The organism is Mycobacterium sp. (assembly GCF_019247615.1).
Lineage (GTDB): Bacteria > Actinomycetota > Actinomycetes > Mycobacteriales > Mycobacteriaceae > Mycobacterium.
In genome coordinates, this window is the sequence record NZ_JAFBAT010000139.1 from 18,061 (window position 1) to 37,245 (window position 19,185).

Annotated in this window: 17 protein-coding genes and 1 pseudogene; 9 read left to right on the forward strand and 9 right to left on the reverse strand. The window is 68.3% G+C overall.

Annotated features, from left to right (window positions below; all coding sequences use genetic code 11):
* Window positions 1–42 precede the first annotated feature (42 nt).
* Both JO059_RS09280 and JO059_RS09285 read left to right on the forward strand, forming a co-directional pair.
* Window positions 43–2,172, forward strand: a complete 2,130-nt coding sequence (locus JO059_RS09280) for a GTPase domain-containing protein (protein ID WP_293315952.1) — start codon at window positions 43–45, stop codon at window positions 2,170–2,172.
* 73 nt (window positions 2,173–2,245) lie between these two features.
* A complete protein-coding gene (locus JO059_RS09285; protein ID WP_293315954.1) occupies window positions 2,246–3,739 on the forward strand; it encodes a cellulase family glycosylhydrolase in 1,494 nt (497 codons plus the stop codon).
* Between the two features lie 4 nt (window positions 3,740–3,743).
* Here the strand turns inward: JO059_RS09285 and JO059_RS09290 are convergent, their stop codons facing one another.
* From JO059_RS09290 to dapE, 3 genes are read right to left on the reverse strand one after another with little or no spacing between them, the layout of a single operon-like run.
* On the reverse strand, window positions 3,744–4,139 hold the full coding sequence (locus tag JO059_RS09290) for a type II toxin-antitoxin system VapC family toxin (protein WP_293315956.1): 396 nt from the start codon (window positions 4,137–4,139) through the stop codon (window positions 3,744–3,746).
* Between the two features lies 1 nt (window position 4,140).
* Complete coding sequence (locus JO059_RS09295; protein ID WP_293315958.1) at window positions 4,141–4,389, reverse strand: type II toxin-antitoxin system prevent-host-death family antitoxin; 249 nt, start codon at window positions 4,387–4,389, stop codon at window positions 4,141–4,143.
* Window positions 4,390–4,421: 32 nt separating this feature from the next.
* A complete protein-coding gene (dapE, locus tag JO059_RS09300; RefSeq protein WP_293315960.1) occupies window positions 4,422–5,486 on the reverse strand; it encodes a succinyl-diaminopimelate desuccinylase in 1,065 nt (354 codons plus the stop codon).
* 36 nt (window positions 5,487–5,522) lie between these two features.
* Here dapE and dapD point away from each other — a divergent pair, with 36 nt between their 5' ends.
* Window positions 5,523–6,476, forward strand: coding sequence for a 2,3,4,5-tetrahydropyridine-2,6-dicarboxylate N-succinyltransferase (dapD, locus tag JO059_RS09305; RefSeq protein WP_293315962.1), 954 nt, complete (start codon window positions 5,523–5,525; stop codon window positions 6,474–6,476).
* Window positions 6,477–6,478: 2 nt separating this feature from the next.
* Here the strand turns inward: dapD and JO059_RS09310 are convergent, their stop codons facing one another.
* From JO059_RS09310 to JO059_RS09325, 4 genes are all read right to left on the reverse strand, one after another.
* Entirely contained in the window at window positions 6,479–7,762 is a 1,284-nt protein-coding gene (locus JO059_RS09310) for an MFS transporter (RefSeq protein WP_293316020.1), read from the reverse strand.
* 172 nt (window positions 7,763–7,934) lie between these two features.
* The gene (locus JO059_RS09315) at window positions 7,935–9,350 is read right to left on the reverse strand and encodes an acyl-CoA synthetase (protein WP_293315964.1); all 1,416 of its coding nucleotides are present in this window, start codon (window positions 9,348–9,350) and stop codon (window positions 7,935–7,937) included.
* A gap of 9 nt (window positions 9,351–9,359) precedes the next feature.
* Window positions 9,360–10,265, reverse strand: a complete 906-nt coding sequence (locus JO059_RS09320; RefSeq protein WP_293315966.1) for an alpha/beta hydrolase — start codon at window positions 10,263–10,265, stop codon at window positions 9,360–9,362.
* A gap of 96 nt (window positions 10,266–10,361) precedes the next feature.
* Complete coding sequence (locus tag JO059_RS09325; RefSeq protein ID WP_293315968.1) at window positions 10,362–11,813, reverse strand: aldehyde dehydrogenase family protein; 1,452 nt, start codon at window positions 11,811–11,813, stop codon at window positions 10,362–10,364.
* A 173-nt stretch (window positions 11,814–11,986) separates the two neighbouring features.
* On the opposite strand from JO059_RS09325, the gene JO059_RS09330 reads away from it, so the two are divergent.
* Genes JO059_RS09330 through JO059_RS09355 form a run of 6 tightly spaced genes read left to right on the forward strand, consistent with a single transcriptional unit; the run spans window position 11,987 to window position 16,390 of the window.
* Complete coding sequence (locus JO059_RS09330) at window positions 11,987–13,195, forward strand: cytochrome P450 (RefSeq protein ID WP_293315970.1); 1,209 nt, start codon at window positions 11,987–11,989, stop codon at window positions 13,193–13,195.
* Window positions 13,192–13,740, forward strand: coding sequence for a MaoC family dehydratase N-terminal domain-containing protein (locus JO059_RS09335; protein ID WP_293315972.1), 549 nt, complete (start codon window positions 13,192–13,194; stop codon window positions 13,738–13,740). Before JO059_RS09330 ends, JO059_RS09335 begins: the two co-directional genes overlap by 4 nt.
* Window positions 13,740–14,147 (forward strand): Zn-ribbon domain-containing OB-fold protein, encoded by a 408-nt coding sequence (locus tag JO059_RS09340; RefSeq protein WP_293315974.1) that lies wholly within the window; start codon window positions 13,740–13,742, stop codon window positions 14,145–14,147. The genes JO059_RS09335 and JO059_RS09340 overlap by 1 nt, the downstream gene beginning before the upstream one ends.
* Window positions 14,144–14,602 carry a MaoC family dehydratase gene (locus JO059_RS09345; RefSeq protein WP_293315976.1) on the forward strand — a complete coding sequence of 153 codons (459 nt, stop codon included), beginning with the start codon at window positions 14,144–14,146 and terminating at the stop codon, window positions 14,600–14,602. Before JO059_RS09340 ends, JO059_RS09345 begins: the two co-directional genes overlap by 4 nt.
* Window positions 14,599–15,768 (forward strand): lipid-transfer protein, encoded by a 1,170-nt coding sequence (locus JO059_RS09350; protein WP_293315978.1) that lies wholly within the window; start codon window positions 14,599–14,601, stop codon window positions 15,766–15,768. The genes JO059_RS09345 and JO059_RS09350 overlap by 4 nt, the downstream gene beginning before the upstream one ends.
* Window positions 15,769–15,778: 10 nt before the next feature.
* Window positions 15,779–16,390 (forward strand): TetR/AcrR family transcriptional regulator, encoded by a 612-nt coding sequence (locus tag JO059_RS09355; RefSeq protein WP_293315980.1) that lies wholly within the window; start codon window positions 15,779–15,781, stop codon window positions 16,388–16,390.
* Window positions 16,391–16,511: 121 nt separating this feature from the next.
* Here the strand turns inward: JO059_RS09355 and JO059_RS09360 are convergent.
* Together JO059_RS09360 and pruA are read right to left on the reverse strand one after the other, a co-directional pair.
* Window positions 16,512–17,472 (reverse strand): annotated as a pseudogene (locus JO059_RS09360) (proline dehydrogenase family protein).
* Window positions 17,472–19,103, reverse strand: a complete 1,632-nt coding sequence (gene pruA / locus JO059_RS09365) for an L-glutamate gamma-semialdehyde dehydrogenase (protein ID WP_293315982.1) — start codon at window positions 19,101–19,103, stop codon at window positions 17,472–17,474. The pseudogene JO059_RS09360 and the gene pruA overlap by 1 nt, the downstream one beginning before the upstream one ends.
* Window positions 19,104–19,185 lie beyond the last annotated feature (82 nt).

The window sequence follows — 19,185 nt, forward strand, 5'->3', positions numbered from 1 at the left end:
CGCCCGGTGCGGCGCGCACACCGCGCGCAATAAAATCCGGCAGTGCCCGTTCGATGGAACGTCCCCCAACACGCGGCGGCGTCGGAGCGGCTGGGCGCCGCGCTGGAGGCCTCGTCGACGGGCGGTGCGGTCGTGCTCGGGCCCGACGGGGTCGGCAAGTCCACGTTGGCCCGATTGGCCGCCGAAGACTTCGCCGAGCGGCACCCGAGCACGCAGATCCGTTGGGTCACCGGCACCCCGACCGAGCGCGTTGTGCCCTTCGGTGCCTTCGGCCATCTGATCGACATCGCCGACGTGGGCAAGCCCGCGGCGCTGTTGCGGGCGGCCCGGGCATCTCTGAGCCGACGGCAGGAGGATCTGCTGCTCGTGGTCGACGACGCCCACGACCTCGACGTGCTGTCGGCCACGCTGGTGTACCAGTTGGCGCTGGCCGGCGCCGCCCGGATGATCGTCACCGCTTGCGCAGACCCCGCGCCCGACGCCATTGCGGCGCTGTGGACCGACGGCCTGCTGGACCGCCTCGACATCGAGTCGCCCGGCGGCGCGACCAGCGCGAAAGAGGTCGACGCGTTCCTCGCCGAGCTGCCTGGCGCGGCACGCGCCGTGCTGGACTATCTGGCCGTCGCGGAGCCGCTCTCGCTCGCCGACCTCACCTCCCTGGCCGGCGACGGCGCGGTGCGTGAGGCGCAGGACTGGGGCGCGGCGGAAACCCGGGTGTGCGGCGGGCGCTCCTACGACCCCATGGTGTACACCGCGCACCCGCTGTTCGCCGACCGGGCGCGCGCGGCGCTCGGCGCCGACGGTGCGCGACGACGACGCGCCGAGGTCGTCGAGCTGCTGTCACAGCATGCGTCGGACCATCTCACCGACCGGCTGCGGCTGGCGTCGCTGGCGGTGGACAGCGACGCCCCGCAGAGGGTCGCCGAGGTCGTCGGCGCGGCGCAGCAGGCGTTGCGGCTCGGCGATCTCGAGCTGGGTGAACGGCTGGCCCGCTCGGCGCTGGAGCGCTCCGGCGGCTTGGCGGCGCGCCTGGCGCTGGCGCACGCACTGGCGTGGCAGGGCCGTGGTCGTGACGCCGACGCGGTGCTGGCCGCCGTCGACCCTGCCGCGCTGACCGAGCAGGCGCTCATGGACTGGACGCTGCTGCGGGCGGCCAACCAGTTCTGGATGCTCAGCGAGCCCGAGCGGGCCACCACGTTCCTGCGGACCATCCGCAACCGGGTCACCGACGCGGGCCCACGCACCACCCTCGACGCGCTCAGCGCCACCTTTGCGATGAACGCCGGCAACATCGGGCACGCCGTCAAGGTCGCGGGCGAAGTGCTCGCGTCGCCGTCCGCGGACGATCAGGCGGTGGCGTGGGCGGCCAGCGCGGCCGCGCTGTGCGCGGCGAGGCAGGGCCGGTTCGACGACGTCGAAGCGCTTGCGGAGCGCGCCCTGGCGGCCGAGCATCCCGGCCTGCTGCGCTTCACGATCGGCATGGGCCAGACCACCGCGCTGGTGATGTCCGGTCGTCTCGACGAGGCGCGCCGACTCGCCCAGCAGTTCACCGACTTCGCCGAACTGCAGCAGCCCGGCCGTGCGATCGGCGAGGTGTTGCTGGCACACGTGCTGGTCGTCGAGGGCGAATTCGACAGGGCCGCAGCCCTATTAGAGCCGGCGGCCGCCACCCTGCAACGCACGGGCTATTCCTGGGGACCGTTGTCGCTGATCCTGCTGGCTACTGCGCTCGCCCAGCGGGGAGACACTGCGGCGGCGGCAAAGGCATTGAGCAGGGCCGAATCTCGGCACGGAACCAAGTCGGCGATGTTCGCCCCCGAACTGGGTGTGGCGCGGGCGTGGCGACTGGCGGCCATGCGCGACTCACACGGCGCGGTGGCGGCTGCGCGCGATGCCGCGCGGATGGCCGAGCGCGGCGGCCAGTCGGCCGTGGCGCTGCGCGCCTGGCAGGATGCGGTGCGGCTCGGGGACACCCGCGCGGTGGACCCGTTGACGCGGTTGTGCGGCCAGATCGACTGCGCGATGGGAGCGCTGGCCCTCGCCCATGCGCGCGCATTGGCGGCCGGCGATGAAGATGCGCTCGTGGCGGTGTCGAATGACCTTGCGGCGGTGGGGATGCGCGCCGCGGCCGCCGATGCCGCCGCACAGGCGCAGCGGCGCCGGGCGTCGTAGGCTCGCCGCATTGTGTGCCAACCGTGACGGATCCGTGTTAACGCGGTGACCCGCAGGCGTCACCATTTGCACAGTGATTTGGCGTTGCCGTTCGGCCGGCCTGGTCGCGGCCGGCGTGCTGGTCGCCGCCCTGGCGACCGATGCATCGTCGGCGGTCGATCCACCACGGGCGTCGGCGGCGGCCGCCGGGCCGACGTTGCCGCTCGGTCACGTCGGGCAGTGGATGACCGACACGGACGGTCGCGTCGTGGTGTTGCACGGGCTCAACCAGGTTTACAAGGTGCCGCCCTACGAGCCCTCGGCCGACGGGTTCGGGGACGACGACGCGACTTTCCTTGCGGCCAATGGTTTCAACGCGATGCGGCTCGGCGTCATCTGGGCGGCGGTCGAGCCGCAGCCGGGCAGCTATGACGACAACTACCTCGCCTCGATCGCGCAGACCGTGGGGACGCTGGCGTCCCACGGCATCGTCAGCCTCCTGGATTTTCACCAGGATCTTTACAACGAGGTGTTCCAGGGCGAGGGAGCACCTGCGTGGGCTGTCAAGACCGACGGGCTGCCCAACCCGCAATTGGGCTTTCCCGGTAACTACTTCGCGAATCCGGCCGAGGAGTTCGCCTGGAACGCCTTCTGGCGCAACGCACCAGCGCCGGACGGGGCCGGGTTGCAGGACCACTACGCACGCTCCTGGGCGCATGTCGCGGGCTTCTTTCGCGGCAACCCAGCGGTTTTCGGCTATGAGGTGTTGAACGAGCCGTGGCCCGGCTTCATCTGGGAGGGTTGTGTCAACCCGGTGCTGGGCTGCCCGCTGCAGGACCACAAGCTCACCGACTTCTACCGGAAGATCGTGCCGGCCATCCGCGCCGCCGACCCGACCAGGCTGGTGTTCTTCGAGCCGAACACCTTATTCGACGAGGGCATCCACACCGACCTCGGCCACGTCGCCGACCCGTACACCGGGTTCTCGTTCCACGACTACTGCGCCATCGAATCAGCGCTGCACAAAAACGTCGCCTGCCGCTTTCAGGACGGCATCACGATCACCAACGCCAGCCTCTACGCGGGCCTCAATGGCATCCCCCCACTGCTGACCGAGTTCGGCGCGACCAATGACCTGAAGAACATCGCCGAGGTGATGCGCCACACCGACCGCCAGCGGATGGGCTGGCTGGAGTGGGCGTATACCGGCAACGACAAGACGAGCTCGTCGCCGACCGACCAGGCGCTGGTGTTCAACCCGGCCCTGCCGCCGACCGGCGGCAACGTCAACGCGGCGAAGCTCGCGGTGTTGGCGGCGCCGTATCCTCAGGTGGTCGCTGGCACGCCCAGGGAGTGGTCGTTTCGCTCGGGCACCTTCCGGCTGTGTTATTCGACGGAACGGGTCGACCGCGGTGGCCGTTTCCCGCCCGGCGCGCCGACGTTCGTCTCGGTCCCGCCCGTCGAGTATCCGAACGGCTATCAGGTAAATATCACTGGCGGACAGGTGGTTTCGGCGCCCAATGCCCCGGTGCTGGCGGTCGTGGCCAACGCGGGCGCGGACACCGTCGACGTGGCCGTCACACCCTGATTGCTCAGATGGCGACGACGCCTACCAGGCCTTCCAGCCAGGTGAAGTCGTCAGCGTTTCGGGTGTAGAGGTCCAGGCGGCTGGCGTGCGCGGTCGCCGCGATCAGCAGATCGGCGAATCGGCTCCGCGGCGTGCGACCGTCCCGGATGACTGCCCCGACAATGAGGCCGTAGCTGCGTGCGGCGGCCGCGTCGAACGGGATCGGTTCTAGTGCCGACTCGACCTCCTGCAACCGGGCCTGCCGCTTCGCCGCTTCGACGGGGTCCGCGGCCAGGAGTGGACCGGCCGCCAATTCGGCTGCGGTGACAGCGGATATCGCGATCTCGTCGGGCAGTGCAGCGAGCACGGCCGGGTCATGCCAGTCCACGACGACGGAGGTGTCGAGGAGCCCTGACGACACGCTAGAGTCCCTGCTCTATCAGGCGGTCAAGGTCGGCACGGAACCGACGATGATCGATACGCACGCCGGTCGTTGCCAACGCAGCGACTTCATCGCGGGAAATGAAAGTGCGCCGGGCGGACCTGATCGGCCGAAGCTCGGCCACCGGCTCACCGTTGCGCGTGACCACGAACGTCTCACCCGCGGTCACCGCTTCGATCACCTTGGCGTTTTCGTTGCGCAGTTCACGCTGGGCGATGGTCCGAACCATTTCTGCAGTGTAGCAGAAAGTGCTACAGGGTGCTACGCGCTGAGATACCGCCGCAGCATTTCCGCCGCTTCGGTGATGTTGGCGACCGCCACCCGCTCGTCGCGGGTGTGCGCCACGTTGGGGTCACCAGGCCCGAAATTGACCGCCGGAATGCCCAGCCCGGCGAACCGCGCCACGTCGGTCCAGCCATATTTGGCACGCACCCGTCCCCCGGCGGCTTCGACCAGCGCCTTGGCGGCGGGCTGTGACAGGCCGGGCAGCGCGCCGGGGGCGGCGTCGGTCTGCTCGATCCGCACGTCGAGCCCGTCGAACACGTCGCGCACGTGTTGCATCGCGGCGGCCACCGACCGGTCCGGGGCGAAACGGAAGTTGACGGTCACCGAGGCGGCGTCGGGAATCACGTTGCCGGCCACGCCGCCGTCGATGCGCACCGCCGAGAGGCCTTCCCGGTAGACGCACCCGTCGATGTCGGCGTCGCGAGCGGAGTACTCGGCCAGCCTGTCCAGCACGGCGCCCAGCTTGTGAATGGCGTTGTCGCCCAACCAGGAACGGGCCGAGTGGGCGCGGGTTCCGGCGGCGCTGACGACCACGCGCAGCGTGCCCTGACAGCCGGCCTCGATGTAGCCCGCGGTGGGCTCGCCCAGGATGGCCACGTCGGCGGACAACCACCCTGGCAGCTCGCGCTCGATGCGGCCCAAACCGTTTGCGGCCGCGTCGATTTCCTCGCAGTCGTAGAACACCAACGTCAGGTCGTGCACCGGTTCGGCCACGGTCGCGGCCAGGTGGAGGAAGACCGCGTCACCGGACTTCATGTCCGCGGTGCCGCAGCCGAACAGGTCGCCGTCCGCGCGGCGGCTGGGCAGGTTTCCGGCCGCCGGGACGGTGTCCAGGTGCCCGGCCAACAGCACGCGTGATGGCCGACCCCACTGGGTGCGCGCCAAAACGGCGTTGCCGTTGCGAATTATCTCGAAGCCCGACGTTTGGGCGCGCAGCGCGGCCTCCACCTCGTCGGCCAGGCAGGCTTCGTTTCTCGATTCGCTGGGAATGTCGACGAGCGCCGCGGTCAACTCGATCGGATCCCCGCGCAAGTCCAGCACGCCCCCAAGGGTAGTGGCACGGCCTGGGCAAGTAGCGTGTCCGCCGTGACTGGAGCTGCAGGAATCGGGCTGGCGACGCTGGCCTCGGATGGGTCGATCCTCGACACGTGGTTTCCCGCGCCGGAACTGACCGAATCGGGCACCAGCGCCACCTCGCGACTGGCGATGTCGGACGTTCCCCCGGAGCTGGGCGCGCTCGTCGGCCGCGACGACGACCGCGGCACCGAAACGATCGCCGTGCGCACGGTCATCGGCTCGCTGGATGACGTCGCCGCCGACGCCTACGACGCCTACCTGCGGCTCCACCTGTTGTCGCACCGCCTGGTGGCGCCGCACGGGCTGAACGCCGGCGGCTTGTTCGGCGTATTGACCAACGTCGTGTGGACCAATCGCGGACCCTGCGCCATCGAGGGTTTCGAAGCGGTCCGGGCGCGGCTGCGCCGCCAGGGACCGGTGACGGTCTACGGCATCGACAAATTCCCGCGAATGGTCGACTACGTCGTGCCTACCGGCGTCCGCATCGCCGACGCCGACCGGGTGCGGTTGGGCGCCCACCTGGCGCCCGGCACGACGGTGATGCACGAGGGCTTCGTCAACTACAACGCCGGCACGCTGGGCTCATCGATGGTGGAAGGCCGCATCTCGGCGGGCGTCGTGGTGGGCGACGGGTCGGACGTCGGTGGTGGGGCGTCGATCATGGGCACGCTGTCCGGCGGCGGCACCGCTGTGATCTCGATAGGCAAGCGGTGCCTGCTCGGGGCCAACGCGGGGCTGGGCATTTCGCTCGGCGACGACTGCGTCGTCGAGGCCGGCCTTTATGTCACCGCCGGCACCAAGATCACGACGGCCGACGGCAACACCGTCAAGGCCCGTGAGCTCTCCGGGGCGAATAACCTGTTGTTCCGGCGCAATTCGGTCACCGGGGCCGTCGAGGTGGTGGCACGCGACGGCCAGGGCATCGCGCTCAACGAGGATCTGCACGCCAACTGAAGTCAGCGGCCCACACGTTCCAGGCCGGCGCCAAGGGGCGTTCCGCTGGTTTCCGGCAGGAGATAGGTACACACCAGGCTGGCCAGCACGAGCGCGGCCAGCATCAGATCGATCGCCCAGCTGCCGTAGGTTGCCACCAGCGTCCCGGCAATCAGCGGCGGCAGGGCACCAGCGACGACGCCTGACAGATTCACCACCATCGCCGCCCCGCTGTAGCGGTAGCGGGTGGCGAACAGTTCGGGGATGAAGGCTCCCGTGGGCCCGGAGCCGATTCCGCCGGTGGCGGACATGCCGACGATGGCCACCGCGTATAGCAGGGGATTGCCGGTGTTCATCAACGGCATCACCACGAACGCCCATGGCAGACAGCACCACCAGCCCAGCAACATCACGCGACGCCGCCCGATCCGGTCGCTCATGCCGGCGGAAAACGAGACGACGGCGATGCTGACCAGACCGGCCAGGACGCCGACCGACCAGATGAAGCTGCGCGAATAGCCCAGCTGGGAGTGGGCATAGACGATCAGGTACGTGTTGCCCATGTAGGCGAAGCCAAAGCCGCCCAGAATGCTGCCGGCACCCAGGGCGATCTCCCGGCGCTGCAGGCGCACCAGCTCCGCGAGCGGCGCTTTGGGGACCATGTTGCGCGCCTTTTCCTCGGCGAACACCGGCGTCTCGTCGATGTTGAGCCGGACGTAGAGGGCGATTCCGATCAGCGCCGCGCTGAGCAGGAACGGCAAGCGCCATCCCCACTGCATGAAGGCGGAGCTCTGTTCACCGATGCTGACGTTGACGCCCAGAAACGTCAGGCTGCTCATCACCCCGGCCGTGCCGGCGCCGAGCAGGGTGAACATGCCGTAGCGGCCCCGTTTGGCGGGAGGCGCGTACTCGGCGCTCAACAACGCCGAGCCCGCCCATTCGCCGCCGACGGCAAAGCCTTGCAGAATCCGCAGCGCGATCAGGATCACCGGCGCCGCCGCCCCGATGGCCGCCGTGCTGGGCACCACGCCGACGCTCACGGTCGACACCGCCATGATCAGCAGCGTGGCGATCAGCGTCTTCTTGCGGCCCAGCCGGTCACCGAAGTATCCGAATACCGCGGCCCCCAGCGGCCGGGACAGGAACGCGGTGGCAAACGTCGCCATCGAGGCGACCGTGGCCAACGTCGGGCCCAGGCCGGGGAAGAACACGAAAGGAAAGACCAGCGCGGCCGCCGTGCCATAGATGAGGAAGTCGTAGTACTCGATCGCCGACCCGACAAGACACGAGATCGCCACTCGCCGCATCGGTGTGGACGCCGGGCCGGCCACCATCGTCACGGCGGTGCCACCCGGGTTGCCTGTCTTCACCGCTACGACGGTAGGGGAAGCTTGGCCGTCCTGCTTGGTGGATAGCTGGCAATATCCTGCGTGTCGCCCAAAAGCATGTACGTTCGTCGGCCCTCGCGTGGGCCGGGGTTCATCCCTCGGCCAGCAACTGCTTCTTGAGGACCTTGCCCATCGCGTTGCGTGGCAGGCTGTCTACGACCCGTACCTCACGCGGCCGCTTGTGCACCGAAAGCTGTTGGGCGACAAACTCGATAAGCTCATCCGGGTCGGCCGCGCCGACGACGTAGGCGACGATGCGCTGTCCCAGGTCCTCGTCGGGCAGCCCGACGACGGCCGCCTCTGCCACGCCGGGATGACCGAGCAACGACGTTTCAATCTCGCCGGCGCCGACGCGGTATCCGCCCGACTTGATCAGGTCGACGGACTCGCGTCCCACGATGCGGTGCATGCCGCCGCCGTCGATCACCGCGACATCGCCGGTGCGATACCAGCCATCGGCATCGAACGCCTCCGCGGTGGCTTCCGGCCGATTCAGGTATCCGTCAAACATCGTCGGGCCCCGAACCTGAAGGCGCCCAACCGTTTCGCCGTCATGCGGGGCGGGCGCGTCGTTGTCGTCGAGCAGCCGCGTCTGCACGCCGGCGATGGGCAGGCCCACCCAGCCGGGACGCCGCTCTCCGTCGGCCCGCGTGGAGATCGTGATCAGCGACTCCGAGGTGCCGTACCGTTCGATGGCCTGATGCCCGGTCAGCTCGGCCAGCCGGTCGAACACCGGCACCGGCAGCGCTGCGCTCCCGGACACCAGTAGCCGAGCAGGCCGCAGCGCCCTGGCCGCCGACTCGTCGGACGCGACCCGCGACCATACCGTCGGGACGCCGAAATACAGGGTGCCGCCGGCCTGTTCGCGGGCGTGCGCGTAGCCGGCCGGTGTGGGTTTCCCGGTGTGCACGAAGCGATTTCCCATCCGCAGCGACCCGAGCAGCCCCAGCACCAGCCCATGTACGTGAAACAGTGGCAGGCCGTGCACCAGGACGTCGTCGGCCGTCCACTGCCAGGCCTCGGCGAGGGCGTCCAGATCGGCGGCGATCGCGCGACGGCTCAGCTGAACGCCCTTGGGCAGCCCGGTGGTGCCCGAGGTGTAGACGACCATCGCGGGGTCATCGGGCGACGGCTCGGGGTACCGGTGCCAAGAGCGGGCGTGCAAACGAACCGGGATGTGCGGCAGCCCTTCCGGCTGCGCGGGCGTCGGGCCCAGCCACGCCTGCACCCTCGAATCGGTGAGCATGTGGCGACGTTCGGCCACACCGACATCCGAGGGTATCGGGACAAAGGGCACGCCGGCGATCAGGCAGCCGGTGATCGCCAGCACCGTCGACGCGGTCGGCGTGGCGAGGACGGCGACGCGGTTCGCCCCGGCGACCCGCTCGGCCACCGACGTTGCGGCACCGACCAAGTCGCTACGGCTCAGCACCGCACCGTCGATCCTGACCGCGTCCGCGATGTCGATGGCGGTGACGGCCGACGGGTTCAGCGATGCCAGCAACACGTGAGCAGGTTACTGCTCGTCCCAGATCTTCATCAGGGTGGACAGGATCTCCTCGCCGCGCCCCAGCCCGCCCAGGTGGCTTTCGCCGTGCAGGACGAACAGCTCGGCGTCGGGCAGCAGAGAAACGACGTGTTCCCCGTGGGCGAAGGGGACGATGTGGTCGCTGTCGCCGTGCCACCAGCGGACCGGGACCTTGACCTGGTCGAGCCGGAAACCCCAGTCCTGCGTGAACAGGATGATGTCGTTGAAGGGGGCCGCCAGTTGCTTGCGGCTGCCGTTGAGCAGGTCGTCGAGGAACATGGCCTTGAACTCGGGCCGGGTGAGCAGGCGCCGGTCGCCTTCGGGTGACACCAGGGCGTAGAGCTCGAGCGCGGTATTGGCGACCGGGCGGATCGCCCGGATCATCAGGCTCGCGCCGATCCGCAGCGGGTCACCACCCAGCCGCAACAATGGCGCCGCTCGCTTACCGAGGTTCATCAGACCGCTGGCGATCCCCTCGTCGCCGAGGAATGGCGCCACGCCGCCGAGCACCCCGGCGGCCACGATCCGGTCGGGCAGCACCGCGGCGGCGGCCAGCGCGTACGGGCCGCCGCCGGACAGGCCGATCACCGCCATTTTGTGAATGCCCAGCGTGTCCGCGATGGTCCGCAAGTCATCGCCGAACGCCCGAATGTTCTGGTACCGATGGGGCGTCGACGAACCGATACCCGGCCGGTCGATGCCGATCAGGCGGATGTCGTGCTGCTCGGCGTAGACCCGAGCCTCGACCGGGATCTGCCGCCGGGCGCCGGGCGTTCCGTGAAACCAGAAGACCGCGCGACCCCACGGGGCACCGAACTCGGCGAAACCGATCTGGCGGTCCTCCCCGACGGCGATGTTGCCTTCCAGCTTGGGGCGGGCGATCGCGATGGCCATGTCCAGCAGCTTGGCATGCGGCGCGCCGTTTACCAAAGGCTCACTTCGGCGACCCTGGGCGCAGCGCTGCGGTGTTCACGGCCTTCTTCAGGTATCTCAGGCAGGAACGCCGATGGCCTTCACTTCCATGTACTGGTGCAGCCCGCTTATCCCGCCGCTTTCGCGGCCGAACCCGCTCAATTTGAACCCGCCGAACGGGGCGTCACCCGGCCCCACCCCGTTGACCGCGACCTGGCCGGTGCGGATGCGGCGCGCAACCCCGACCGCCCGGTCCACGTCGCCGCCCCAGACGGCGCCGGAAAGCCCGTAGCGGGAGTTGTTGGCGATCGCTACCGCGTCGTCGTCGTCGCGGTAGCGCAGCACCGAAAGCACGGGCCCGAACACTTCTTCCTGGGCGATCGTCGAATCCGGGTCGACGTCGGTGAGAATCGTGGGCTCGAAGTAGTAGCCGACGTCCAGGCCGGCGGGGCGGCCGCCGCCGGTCGCCAGCTTCGCCCCGTCGCTGACCGCCCCGTCGACGTGGGCCTGAACGCGCGCCAGCTGGGCGGCGCTGATGAGCGGGCCCATCTGCGCCTCGGGGTCCCTCGGGTCGCTGACGCGGACCTCACGGGCGAGCGCGACGAGCCGGTCGACGACGTCGTCGTGCAGCGAATCCGGAAGCAGGAGCCGGCTGTGCAGGATGCAGGCCTGCCCGGCATGCAGCGAGCAGCAATCGAACAGCATCTGCTGCAGCATCTCGTCGGTCACCTGGGTGTCGTCGAGCACGATGCTCGCCGACTTCCCGCCGCACTCGAGCAAGAGGCGCTTCATTGCATCGCCGGCGGCCCGCATGACCTCGCAGCCGACGGCCGAGCTGCCGGTGAAGCTGACCATGTCGATGCGCGGATCGGTGGTCAGCAGCCTGGCGGCCTCGAGGCTGGACGGCGTGACGACGTTGACAACGCCCGGCGGGATGTCGGTGTGCTCGTCGATGATGGCCGCGAGGGCGAGTCCCGCGAACGGCGTCAGCGGCGAGGGCTTGAGCACGACCGTATTGCCCGCGGCCAGAGCGTTATTCACCTTCAAGACGTTGAGGCAGTGGGGAAAGTTCCACGGTGTCAGGATCGACACGACACCGAGCGGCTCGCGACGCAGCAGCGTCGTTCCGGCGCCGACTCCGGTGACCGGCTCGTCGGTCAACTTCGTGGCGAGTTGGGCCGCATGCATGGACATGTATGCGGCGCCGTCGATCTGCATCACGCGCTCATTGGCGACGCAGCCCCACTCCACCTGCGACAGTGCGAAGAACTCGTCGGCGTGCTTGCGCAGGGCCTCGCCGAGCTGGTTGAGGCAGCGGGCCCGCTCCTCGGGACCGGTCCTCGCCCAAGGCCCGGTGTCGAAGGCCCGGCGCGCGGCGGCGATCGCCTCCCCGACCTGGGCGACGCTCGCGTCGGGCGCGGTACCGATGGGCTTTTCGGTGGCCGGGTCGATGTCGTCATAGCGACCGTCCTGCGGCTCGACCCATGTGCCGTCGATGTACAGCTGGTATGTGTCGACAAGTCCGGGCATATGCCACCTCATCCATCGGTCATCTCGTGACTCAGTGTTCACCCGTCAGACTTCGCCGTCAATCGTCGAGGACGCGAATTTGTGGCTTTCTCAGATGCGTTGTCCGCGTATTGACAGTACCGGGCCGCGCGGAGTAGACCTGTCTCGCAGGACAGATCGCGTCAATCTGTCGGATGCCTGTCGCCCGAGAGGGGCCTGCCGTGCGGACCACTTTTCCCTTGCACTCCCCCGACTTCTACGCCGGCGATCCGTACCCGGCCTACCGGGAGTTGCGCGCCACATCGCCGGTGTGCTGGAACGACGTCACCAACTTCTGGGCGCTGCTCAAGTACGAGGACTGCCGTTTCGTGTCCAGTAACCCGGCCCTGTTCTCCTCCGCCCGGGGCGTCACCATCCCCGATCCGCATATCCCCAACCCGGTGCAGCAGGGCAGCCTGCTGTTCACCGACCCGCCGCGACACCGCCAGCTGCGCAAGCTGATCAACGCGGGTTTCACGCGCCGGCAGGTGAACATCCTCGAGCCGAAAATCCGGGAGATCGTGCGCGGGATCCTCGATCGCGTCGAGCCCGATTCGACCGTCGAGTTCGCCGAAGAGATCGCCGCTCCGCTGCCCACCCGCATCATCGCCGAACTGCTGGGCGCTCCGCCCGACGATTGGGAGCGGTTCCGAACCTGGTCGGATGCGGCCACGGGGACCGCCGACCCGGAGATCGAGCTGGAAATCTTTGTGGCCCTTGGGCAATGCTACGACTACTTTGGGGAGCTGATCGCGGCCAGGCGCGTCGAGGCGCGCGAGGACATGCTGTCGATTCTCGCCAATGCCGAGATCGACGGGGATCGGCTCACCGACGAAGACCTGCTCAACTTCGCCTTCCTGCTGCTCGTTGCCGGCAACGAAACAACCCGCAACCTGATCGCGCTGGGCACCTGCGCGCTGATCCGGCACCCCGACCAGTTGCGCCTGCTGGTCGACGAGCCGTCGCTGATTCCGGGCGCCGTCGAGGAAATGTTGCGGTGGAACAGCCCGGTGGTCCATATGGCGCGCACCGCGACGGCCGACGTCGAGATCCGCGGCCAGGCGATCGCCGAGGGCGAGGTGGTCGTGATGCTCTATGGGTCGGCCAACCGCGACGAGGACGTATTCGGTAGCGACGCAGAAGAATTCAAGGTGACGCGACACCCCAATCCGCACATCGCGTTCGGCTGCGGTGAACACTCCTGCCTGGGTGCGCAATTGGCGCGTCTCGAGGCATGCGTCCTGTTCGACGAGCTGCTGCGCCGCTTTCCCAACCTGGAGCTGGTCGGCGAGGTGGACCGGATGCGGGCGACCATGGTCCCCGGCGTGAAACGCATGCCGGTGCGGCTGGGGGCGAACGCATGACCGATTCGCCGAACGAGCTGCATGACAAGCTTCGGGCGCTCGTCGGGCGGCCCACCGGCGGCACCGGAAAGCCCTCAGTGGCACCGGATCCCGTCAACCAGCCGATGATCCGGCACTGGGCTCATGCGCTCGACGACATGAACCCGGCCTATTTGGATCCGGAGTTCGCCGCCGCATCGAGGTTCGGCGGCATCGTGTCGTCGCCCGTCATGCTGCAGACCTGGACGATGCCGGCGCCGAAGCTCGAGGGCATCGGTGACCGGGGCGGCTCCCCCGTCGAGATCACAAGCAACCCAACGAAATTCCTCGACGACGCCGGCTACACCAGCACGGTGGCGACGAACTCGGAATTCGAGATCGAACGCTATCCCCGACTGGGCGACGTCATCACCGCGACCGCGGTCTACGAGGACGTCTCCGAGGAGAAGAAGACGGCGCTGGGGACCGGCTATTTCCTGACCTGGTTGACGACGTACACCGACCAGAACGGTGAGGTGCTGGGGCGACAGCGATTCCGCGTGCTGCGATTCAGGCCGGAACGCTGATGGCGCCCCGCTTGGCACCCGCGGTCAGCCGGGACACCGAATTCTTCTGGAACGGCCTGCGCGAGCACAAGCTGCTGATCCAGCGCTGCACCGGCTGCGGCGCACTGCGCCATCCGCCCCGGCCCATGTGCCCGAAATGCCGCTCCCTGGAATGGAACACGATCGAGTCGCCCGGCCGCGGCACCGTCTACAGCTATGTCATGCCGCTCGAACCCCGGTTCCCCTTCTTCGACTATCCCTACATCGTCGTGCTGGTGCAGCTCGACGAAGGGGTGCGACTGGTATCCAACCTGTGTGACATCGCCCCACCTGACGTCACGGTCGGGATGCCGGTCGAGGTCTTCTACCGGACCTTCGATGACGACCTTGTGCTGCATCAGTTCCGGCCGATAGAACCAAAGCAGTGACGACCGCCAATGCCGCGCCCAAGAGGACCTTGCAGTGGGCCGACATCGAACTCGGTCACGAGGTCACCCCGCTCGAAATCCCCGTCACAACAACGATGATCGTCGCCGGCGCGATCGCGTCGCGGGATTTCATGCCGGTGCACCACGACCGCGACTTCGCCAACAAGCAGGGTTCGCCGAACCTGTTCATGAACATCCTGACGACCAACGGATATTGCGTGCGCTTCCTCACCGACTGGGCCGGCCCCGAGGCGATGGTGAAGAACCTGTCGATTCGCCTGGGCGTGCCCTGCTTCCCCGACGACCCGCTGCGCTTCACCGGCAGCGTGACCGGCAAGACGGCCGGGCACGATGGTGAGAACTTCATCGAAGTAACGTTCAAGGGCACCAACAGCCTTGGTGACCACGTCTCCGGCACCGCGATCCTCAGCCTGCTCGACGGGGCGGGCACATGAGCCGCTCGCTGCCCGGCAGCTGTGCCATCGCCGGAATCGGCCAGACCGAGTTCTCCAAGGAGTCCGGACGCAGCGAGCTGCAATTGGCTTGTGAGGCGGTCAGTTCCGCGCTCGACGATGCCGGCCTGGAACCGGATGACGTCGATGGCATGGTCACCTTCACGATGGACTCCAGCGACGAGATCGACATCGCGCGCAACGTGGGCATCGGCGACCTGAGCTTCTTCTCCCGCGTGCATCACGGCGGCGGGGCGGCGGCCGGCACCGTGGTGCACGCGGCGATGGCCGTCGCGACGGGCGTCGCCGACGTGGTCGTCTGCTGGCGCGCGTTCAACGAACGCTCCGGCTTCCGCTTCGGCGGCAGCGGCCGCACCAGCGCCGAAACCCCGCTGTTCATGGCGCATTATGCGCCGTTTGGCTTGCTCACCCCCGCGGCCTGGGTCGCGCTGCACGCCCAGCGCTACATGTCGACCTACGGGGTGACCAACGAGGACTTCGGCCGCATCGCCGTCGTCGACCGAGCGCACGCGGCCACCAATCCAGACGCCTGGTTCTACCAGCGCCCGATCACGCTCGCGGACCACCAGAACTCCCGCTGGATCATCGAACCCGTGTTGCGACTGCTGGATTGCTGCCAGGAGACTGACGGCGGGGTCGCCCTGGTGGTGACCAGCGCCGAGCGCGCCCGCGACCTGCGCCAGCCGCCGGCCATCATCACCGCCGCCGCCCAAGGCGCGGCCGCGGACGGCGAGATGATGACCAGCTACTACCGCGACGACATCACCGGGCTGCCCGAAATGGGCGTGGTCGCCGAAAAGCTCTGGCGCGATTCGGGCCTCAAGCCCCAGGACATCCAAACCGCCTTCATCTACGACCATTTCACGCCGTTTGTGTTCACCCAGCTCGAGGAGCTCGGCTTCTGCGGGCGCGGCGAGGCCAAGGACTTCGCCACCGTCGAGCGCCTGTCGCTCGGCGGAGAATTTCCGATCAACACCAACGGCGGGCTGCTCGGCGAGGCGTACATCCACGGCATGAACGGCATCACCGAGGGCGTGCGGCAGGTGCGCGGCACCTCCTGCAACCAGGTCGACGGCGTCGAGCACGTGCTGGTCACGTCGGGCACCGGGGTGCCGACCAGCGGGCTGATTCTGGCGCCGGCCGGCTGAGGGCGCTCGGATGACCCAGGCCTCCATCACCCAGGCGTCGGACACTCGCGAGCTCATCGTCGAGTCCGCGTACGCGTGCTTCCGCCGCCACGGGCTGCAGAAGACCACCATCGTCGATATCGCGAAGACTGCCAACGTATCCCGCAGCACAATCTACGAGTACTTCAGCGACAAGGGTTCCATTCTGGAAGCGTGCGCCGAGCACGCATCCGAGCAGTTCTACCGCGAGATGTCCGAGGCGATGGACCGGGGCGGGTCGTTGGAAGAGAAGCTGAGCCGCGCCGCCGTGTTCGTGACGCAGGCCCGGCGGAGCCTTGCGGCCGGGCGGTACTTCGACGAAGACGCGATCAGCCTGCTGCTAACCAAGGACGCCGCCGTGCTGTTGCGCGAATGCGTCGACTTCTTCGCCCCGTACCTGTCCGCGGCCAAGCTGACCGGCGAGGTTCGCAGGGACCTGGACGTGCAGGCCGCCGGCGAATGGTTCGCCCGGATACTTTTCTCACTGTTCAGCACGCCGTCGTCGACGCTGGACATGGACAATCCCGACGTGGCAGCGGAATTCGTGCGTGCGCATGTGGTCCGCGGCTTCGCCGGCGACCGCGCGCGGCAGCGTCGCGCTTAGCGCCCGTCCCGCCAACTTCCCGCCCAGAGACTACGCGCGGACCACGTCATTACCTTCGAACCCGAGGACGCCAAACCGGTAGCCTGAAGCGCGCTTGGGGGCACCAACCGTGACGGCTGCCCTACGTCCGGAGCGCCCGCAAGAAGAACGCGAGATTGGCCGGACGCTCCGCGAGTCGCCGCATGAAGTACCCATACCACCGCGTGCCGAACGGCACGTATACCCGCACGCGGTTGCCCGCGTCGGCCAGCCGTCGCTGTTCACCGTCGCGGATGCCATACAGCATCTGGTATTCGAAATCCCGGGCGCCGCGCCCGCATTCAGCGGCCACCGCGGAAACCGCGGAGAGTATCGCCGGATCGTGCGACGCTACCATCGGGTACCCGCGGCCCGCCATCAGCAGCCGAAGGCAACGCAGATACGACGCCGTGACCTCGGCGTCGTCCCGGTAGGCCACCGACGCGGGTTCGTCGTAGGCGCCCTTGCCACAACCGGATCCGCGCGCCCGCGGCGGCGAATTCGGCGCAATCGCCCGGCGTGCGGCGCAGGTAGGCCTGTAAAACAGTTCCCAACCACGGGAACTCGGCGCGCAGATCACGCACGATCGACAACGTCGAATCGGTGGTCGTGTGATTCTCGGCGTCCACGGTCACCCACACGCCCACTCGCTGCGCAGCCGTGCAGATCGCCCAGGCGTTCTCCCGCGCGATCTTTTCGCCATCCCGCTCCAGCGACTGCCCCAGCGCCGACAGCTTCACCGACACCTCCAGCGGCGCGACGCCGTCATGCCCGGGACCCTCACGCCGGCCCAGCTCGTCGACCAGATCGACGTAGACGCGCACCGCCGCATCGGCGTCCTCGGCGCTCGTGACATCCTCGCCGAGATAGTCGATGCTGGCATACCGACCTGACCTACGCAGGGCGGCAACGGTTTCCAATGCCGACGCGATCGTCTCCCCCGGCACGAATCGACGCACCACCCTACGGGTGACCGGCAACCGTTCGGCCGAGCGGCGCAATGATTCTCGCCGACCGGCTGCCAGGATCGCCGGACGAAGGGTATGGGCGAAAACGCCGGCCATCAGCCGGACCCCATGTGGGGATAGGCGTGATCGGTTGCGGGGACGAACGTCTCCTTGATGGTGCGCGCCGACGTCCAGCGCAGCAGGTTCAGCACCGATCCGGCCTTATCGTTGGTGCCGGACCCGCGCGAACCGCCGAACGGTTGGCGCCCGACCACCGCGCCGGTCGGCTTGTCGTTGACGTAGAAGTTTCCGGCCGCGAACCGCAATCGGTCCTGGGCGGTCGCCACCGCCCCCCGGTCGTCGGCGACGACCGCGCCGGTCAGCGCGTACCGGGACCCGGCGTCGATCACGTCCAGGATTCGCTCGTAGCGATCGTCGGGGTACACGTGCACCGACAGCACCGGGCCGAAGTACTCCGTCGCGAATGATTCGTCGGTCGGGTCGTCGGACAGCAACACCGTCGGGCGGACGAAATAGCCGACGTCGTCGTTGTATTCGCCGCCCACCGCTATGGTGACGCCCGGCGCGCCCTTCGCCCGCTCGATGGCGTCAACGTTCTTGACGAATGCGCGGCGGTCGATCAGCGCGCCGCCGTAGTTGCTGAGATCGCTGACGTCGCCGTAGCGCAGCGCGGCGGTCGCGCCCAGGAAGGTGTCGCCCATGCGCCGCCACACCGAATGCGGGATGAACGCCCGAGACGCCGCCGAGCATTTCTGGCCCTGGTAGTCGAAAGCACCGCGAATCAGCGCCGTACACAACACATCCGGCCGCGCGGATGCGTGGGCCACGATGAAGTCCTTACCACCCGTCTCCCCGACCAAACGCGGGTAACTCTGGTAGCGACCGATATTGGCGCCCACGCGCTGCCACAGATGCTGGAACGTGGCCGTCGACCCGGTGAAATGTATGCCGGCCAGCCGCGGATCGGCTAGGGCCACATCGGAAACCGCGAAGCCGTCGCCGGTCAGCAGGTTGATCACGCCGGGCGGCAAGCCCGCGGCCTCGAGCAGTTGCATCGTGAGATACGCCGACAAGGTCTGGGTGATCGACGGCTTCCACACGACGGTGTTGCCCATCAGCGCCGGCGCGGTCGGCAGGTTGCCGGCGATCGAGGTGAAATTGAAAGGCGTGATGGCGTACACGAAGCCGTCCAGCGGGCGGTAGTCCATGCGATTCCACTCGCCGGGCCCACTGATCGGCTGCTGAGCCAGGATTTGCCGGGCGAAGGCCACGTTGAATCGCCAGAAGTCGACTTGTTCACAGGGCGAGTCGATCTCGGCCTGGTAGGCCGACTTGGATTGGCCGAGCATCGTCGCGGCCGCGATCTTCTCCCGCCACGGCCCGGCCAGCAGGTCGGCCGCACGCAGAAAGATCGCGGCGCGATCGTCGAAAGGCATCGCCGCCCAGTCATTTTTGGCCGCCGTCGCGGCGTCGATGGCCATGGTCGCGTCGGCCTGTACAGCGTTGGTCAGGGTGCCCAATTTGGCGGCGTGCCGGTGTGGCTGCACGACGCCGATGCGCTCGCCGTCGCCCATCCGGTGTTGGCCGCCGATGACATGAGGAAGGTCGATCGGGTGGTCGGCCAGGCCTGCCAACTCGGTGAGCAGGCGGTTGCGTTCCGGCGATCGCGGCGCGTAATCGTGGACCGGTTCGTTGGCGGGCATCGGTACCTGGCTGATTGCGTCCATGCCGTCAAGGATCCCCGTGCCCGCGCCCGCTCTTGCTGGCTGATCAGCCAAGGAAATAGCGATCGGGTAGTACGATCGGACA